Genomic DNA, 4577 nt, shown 5'->3' with positions numbered 1-4577 from the left:
CACCAATACGGCGCGGGCGTCTTTGGGGGAAAGCTGTTCCAACGGCTTGCCGGTGCCGGCGTTCAATACGTCGAGGAATGCCTGGGTGTTGTGTTCAACGCCGTTCCCTGCAAACGCATTGCCGATGGACAGGGCGAGAAGGGTACCGGTCAAGACTTTGCTGAAAGTGTTCATGTTCGTTTCCTGTTCGGGCCTTGGGATCAGCGGTTAGACGGTAACGTGCAGGCGCACATCGACGTTGCCACGGGTGGCGTTGGAGTACGGGCAGACTTGGTGGGCTGCGTCGACCAGGGTTTGCGCATCGGCTTGTTCAAGACCCGGCAGGCTGATGTGCAGGTCTATGTCCAGGCCGAAACCGCCAGGGATTTGGCCGATGCCGACGTGGGCGGTGATCGAGGCATCGTTGGGAATGCTGCGCTTGGTCTGGCTGGCGACGAATTTCAGGGCGCCGATGAAGCAGGCGGAGTAACCGGCTGCGAACAGTTGCTCAGGGTTGGTCGCCGCGCCGCCCGCACCACCGAGTTCTTTCGGGGTGGCGAGTTTTACGTCGAGGATGTTGTCATTGGAAACAGCACGACCATCACGGCCACCGGTAGACGTTGCGATTGCGGTGTAGAGAGTTTGCATGGTGTGAGCCTCATTCGGTTTGGGTTTTTTGCGCTAAATATTTGCGCGCTAAGTAAGTGCGAGATGAATGTATCGCGCAAGTATATTGCGCGCAAGATAAATTCCTGAAAAAGTTTTGCCGTGGATTCTGTTGGGTGTTGTGAAGGGCTGAGCTAGAGCTGGCGGTGGATCAGACAACAATGATGTCGGATTAAAAATCGCTATCGCGAGCAAGCTCGGCTCCTGCAGGGGTTTTGTGTCGGCAGGAGGGTCAGAGGCTGTCCTGCAGATTGCTGCGCAGTATTTGCAGCTCCGCCTGCAAATTTTTCAGCCTTTCCACCGTCATCCCGCTGGCGCCGAGGATGCACTGCGGAATGCTCCGTGCCTTGTCCCGCAAGGCGCGGCCCTGTTCGGTGAGTTCGACGATTACCACCCGTTCATCCTCGCGGCTGCGGGTGCGGCTGAGCAGGCCTTCGACTTCCAGACGCTTGAGCAGCGGGGTCAGTGAGCCGGGATCGGTCAGCAGTCGTGTACTGATTTCACCGACGGTCAGACCATCGCGCTCCCACAGCACCATCATCGCCAGGTATTGCGGATAGGTCAGGCCCAGCGCTTGTAACAGCGGTTTATAGACCTTGGTCATCAGCAGAGAAGTGGAGTGCAGGGCGAAACAGGCTTGATTATCCAGCAGCAGGTGTTCGCAGTTATCCACGGTGTCGCGTTCGATGGTCATTTCAAAAGCCTTGATCGGTAATCCTCAGAATCTAGCGGGCGAATCTTTAATGCGCCAGATAATTCTGGGCGAGTGACTATCCAGGGGGGGGCACCAGATCCCATGTTGGCAGGGGACCGATGCGTGTATTGAGGTATTCCAGCAACGCGCGACTGCGCGGGATGTTCTGCCGTTTTCTGGTGTGTTGCGCGGTGATGCTCGCGTTTAAAGTTTGAAGCCTTCGACGATGTGCTCGGCCAGGCACTCGGTGATCGGCGACGGGTTGTGCAGGTTACGCACGAGCATGATGCAGGCTTCCGGCAACTGCGGCAGGTCTTCGGCCTCACCGAGGATGCGCATGTCCGGGGTGATCAGGCTTTCCAGTTGTGCAGTGACCGCCAGACCAGCGCTGACCACGGCCATCAAGGCCGACAGGCTCGAACTGTTGTAGGCAATGCGGTAGTCGCGGCCCATCGCGTCCAGCGCATTACACGCCCACAGCCGGCAGAAACAATCACTGTTGAACATCGCCAAGGGCAGCGGCGTCTGCTCATGGGCGCTGAAGCATTGCGCCTCGGCCCAGACGAAACGTTCCTTGCGCAGCAACTGGCCAATCTCGGTGCCGGGCTCGCGGGTCACAATGGACAGGTCCAGATCCTGACGTAGCAGCAATTGTTTTGATGATTCGCAGTGAACCTCGATCTGGATCAGCGGATAGCTCTTGGCGAAGCGCGACAAAATCCCCGGCAAAAAGCGCATCACATAATCGTCCGGCGTACCGATGCGCACGGTGCCGACCATGTGCGGCTCACGCAGCGTATTGAAGACTTCGCTGTGGAGTTTGAGGATGCGCCGTGCATACCCCAGCAAAACCTGGCCTTCGGCGGTCAGCTTGACCTGTCGCCCATCGCGTTCGAACAACTGGCGCTGCAACACGTCTTCTTCCAGACGTTTCATTTGCATGCTCACTGCCGATTGCGTGCGATTGACCAATTCACCGGCACGGGTAAAACCACCTTGGTCGGCGATGGCGACAAAGGTACGCAGCACATCCGTATCGATACTGGGAAAAGCTGACATCCATCAATCTCCGAGATGGTTTCCATCAGAAACATTCGTTGGATTGATCTTATCCCTGGGGCGAGACTTGGGCCATCCCCAACGGAGGACAACAAGATGAAAGGTCATCAAGAGCACGTAACGGAACACAAATTTTCGACCCACGTGGTATCTGATCTGCTGCACAAGTTTAGTCGTTGGTACGAACTTCATCGCGAACGCGAGCTGCTGGCGAGTTTGAGCGATGAAGCACTGAAGGACATCGGCATGAGTCGCGCCGATGTTGAACATGAATCGGTCAGACCGTTTTGGGATGATCCGATGCATAAATGATGAGGTCATTGCTACACAAACCCCTCTCTGGTGAGGTAGGTTGCGAGCAGACACGGAGGTATTCATGCCCGCGACGCTGTCCTTTTCCAACAAACAGGCTCGACGTCTGGCACTGGCTGCCCAAGGGTTCAACGGGCGCCAGTCGCCAGCCGCGATCAAAGCGCTGCAACTCAACCGACTGATCGAACGGCTGGGCATTCTGCAGATCGACTCAGTCAATGCGCTGGTGCGTTCGCACTACCTTCCCTTGTTTTCCCGTCTCGGTAACTACTCATCCGATTTGCTCGACCAGGCTGCCTGGAGTCAGGGCCGACGTCGTACGCTGTTTGAATATTGGGGGCATGAAGCCTCGTTGCTGCCGTTGTCGATATATCCCCTGATGCGCTGGCGCATGCAGCGCGCGAGCTGCGGTGAAGACATCTATCAGCAATTGGCGCGTTTTGGACGCGAACAGCAGGACACGATTCGCCGGGTACTGGCATCGGTCGAAGAGCTCGGTGCACTGGGTGCCGCCAGCCTGTCGACCCGTCAGGAGCGGGCCGGGCCATGGTGGGACTGGAGTGCGGAAAAGCATGCATTGGAATGGTTGTTTGCCGCCGGTGAAGTAACGGTGGCGGGGCGCCGTGGTTTCGAACGTCTTTATGATTTGCCGGAGCGGGTGATTCCTTCGACCGTCTTGCAGCAGCCCTTGCTCAGTGAAGCCGAGGCTCAGCGTGGACTGTTATTGCACGCGGCAACGGCGTTGGGTGTCGGCACGGAAAAGGATCTGCGGGACTATTTTCGCTTGAACCCGGCAGACAGTCGTCCGCGCCTGGCGGAACTGGTCGAGGCAGGGGAGCTGCTGACTTGCGAAGTACAAGGTTGGCGGCAACCGGCTTATTGCCTGCCCGAGCCGAAAGTGCCGCGCAAGGTCCAAGCCAGTGCGTTACTTTCACCGTTTGATTCATTGATCTGGGAGCGCAGTCGTACCGAGAAGTTGTTCGATTTTCGCTATCGGCTGGAGATTTACACACCGCAGGACAAGCGTGTTTACGGGTATTACGTGTTGCCGTTCTTGCACAACGAACGAATTGCCGCGCGGGTGGATCTGCGGGCGGAGCGGGCGTTGGGGCGATTGGCGGTGCACGCGGTACACGAGGAAGAGCCGGGACTGGATGACGAAGGGATGTTGGCGCTGGCGCTCAATTTGCGGCGGATGGCGAATTGGTTGGGGTTGGAGCGGGTGCAGTTGAATTGTCAGCGGGTGAGTGCCAGCAGATTAAGAGTGGCATTGGCTGGAATTTGCGGTGATTAGGCTGGCCTCATCGCGAGCAGGCTCACTCCCACAGGTTCAGCGCAATCCTGTGAGAGCGAGCTTGCTCGCGATGGGGGCGACGCGGTCTAGCGTCGAACTTGCTTCAAAGTCTCGGCAATCAAAAATGCCAATTCCAGCGACTGATCTGCATTCATCCGCGGATCGCAATGGGTGTGATACCGGTCCGACAACCCATCCTCAGTAATCGGCCGTGYCCCGCCAATGCATTCGGTCACGTTCTGCCCGGTCATCTCGATATGGATGCCGCCGGCATAACTGCCTTCCGCTTGATGAACCTGGAAGAACTGCTTCACCTCACCAAGGATCTGCGCGAAGTCACGGGTCTTGTAGCCGCTGCTGGCCTTGATGGTGTTGCCGTGCATCGGGTCGGAGCTCCAGAGCACCTGCTTGCCTTCGCGCTGCACGGCGCGAATCAATGCCGGCAGGTGATCGCCGACCTTGTTGGCGCCCATCCGTGCGATCAGGTTCAAGCGACCTGGATCGTTGTCCGGATTCAGCACGTCGATCAGACGAATCAGGTCCTCAGGGTCCATGCTCGGGCCGACCTTGACC

Annotated in this window: 6 protein-coding genes and 1 pseudogene; 2 read left to right on the top strand and 5 right to left on the bottom strand. The window is 57.8% G+C overall.

Annotated elements, in window-relative coordinates:
• From AC1DRJ_RS21230 to AC1DRJ_RS21215, 4 genes and pseudogenes are all read right to left on the bottom strand, one after another.
• Positions 1 to 174, bottom strand: a pseudogene (locus tag AC1DRJ_RS21230) (alpha/beta hydrolase); the annotation flags it as partial.
• A gap of 33 nt (positions 175 to 207) precedes the next feature.
• Complete coding sequence (locus AC1DRJ_RS21225; RefSeq protein ID WP_477803868.1) at positions 208 to 627, bottom strand: organic hydroperoxide resistance protein; 420 nt, start codon at positions 625 to 627, stop codon at positions 208 to 210.
• 250 nt (positions 628 to 877) lie between these two features.
• The gene (locus AC1DRJ_RS21220) at positions 878 to 1339 is read right to left on the bottom strand and encodes a MarR family winged helix-turn-helix transcriptional regulator (protein WP_477803867.1); all 462 of its coding nucleotides are present in this window, start codon (positions 1337 to 1339) and stop codon (positions 878 to 880) included.
• A gap of 204 nt (positions 1340 to 1543) precedes the next feature.
• On the bottom strand, positions 1544 to 2398 hold the full coding sequence (locus AC1DRJ_RS21215; RefSeq protein ID WP_007943637.1) for a LysR substrate-binding domain-containing protein: 855 nt from the start codon (positions 2396 to 2398) through the stop codon (positions 1544 to 1546).
• 96 nt (positions 2399 to 2494) lie between these two features.
• On the opposite strand from AC1DRJ_RS21215, the gene AC1DRJ_RS21210 reads away from it, so the two are divergent.
• Both AC1DRJ_RS21210 and AC1DRJ_RS21205 read left to right on the top strand, forming a co-directional pair.
• On the top strand, positions 2495 to 2710 hold the full coding sequence (locus AC1DRJ_RS21210; protein ID WP_477803866.1) for a DUF1127 domain-containing protein: 216 nt from the start codon (positions 2495 to 2497) through the stop codon (positions 2708 to 2710).
• Positions 2711 to 2774: 64 nt separating this feature from the next.
• On the top strand, positions 2775 to 4004 hold the full coding sequence (locus AC1DRJ_RS21205; protein WP_477803865.1) for a winged helix-turn-helix domain-containing protein: 1230 nt from the start codon (positions 2775 to 2777) through the stop codon (positions 4002 to 4004).
• 86 nt (positions 4005 to 4090) lie between these two features.
• Here the strand turns inward: AC1DRJ_RS21205 and AC1DRJ_RS21200 are convergent.
• On the bottom strand, positions 4091 to 4577 hold a 487-nt coding region (locus AC1DRJ_RS21200; RefSeq protein ID WP_477803864.1), incomplete at its 5' end, for a 3-deoxy-7-phosphoheptulonate synthase.

The sequence above is a fragment of the Pseudomonas sp. P5_B2 genome (assembly GCF_056400445.1).
This window is presented reverse-complemented; position numbering and strand designations above follow the sequence as displayed.